This is a genomic window from Paenibacillus xylaniclasticus, assembly GCF_004001065.1.
Lineage (GTDB): Bacteria > Bacillota > Bacilli > Paenibacillales > Paenibacillaceae > Paenibacillus_T > Paenibacillus_T xylaniclasticus.
In genome coordinates this window covers 1-538 of sequence record NZ_BIML01000104.1, presented here as the reverse complement: position 1 = coordinate 538, position 538 = coordinate 1, and the positions used below count along the sequence as shown (strand labels likewise).

At 39.0% G+C, this 538-nt stretch carries 1 pseudogene; it reads left to right on the top strand.

Annotated features, from left to right (window positions below):
• Nucleotides 1-382 (top strand): annotated as a pseudogene (locus PXY01_RS22675) (hypothetical protein); the annotation flags it as partial.
• Nucleotides 383-538 lie beyond the last annotated feature (156 nt).

Genomic DNA, 538 nt, shown 5'->3' with positions numbered 1-538 from the left:
AATGAGTTCTATTGCGCTTGAGAGCGTTCGGGCAGGTGCTAAGATTTATGCAAGTTGGGTCAGAAAAAATAAAGTCATCGCAAGAGGTTATGCCGATCCGGAAATGTCACAGGTCCGTAAAGGCGGTGGCTTCGTTATCGTTAGGACAAGATTCAAGTTCATGGTTATATCGGCGAATGATACATCCCAAGTATTCCCTGACAATACAGATGTAACGAAGAGATCGGATTCATTTAAGCTTAAAAAGAATGTATGGTATGACGGCTATTCGGATGTCTATTTAACGACAAACAGTTTTAATTATCAGCATGAATATTTTTCACTTTATGCATACGAGAATATGTTTCTGAAGGGTCTTTATTATTATGAAGTGAATGACTAACACGGAAGGGTTGTCTGTTAATCGATGCTTCTCGATAAGTAGACACATGAATGGTAGTACTAGACTTAGCGAGTATAGATCATCCTAAAACTATTGGTGTAATTGGGCGGTGGTCCACGAATGTCATCCATCTCTGTGAATCTAACCGAATTAAAT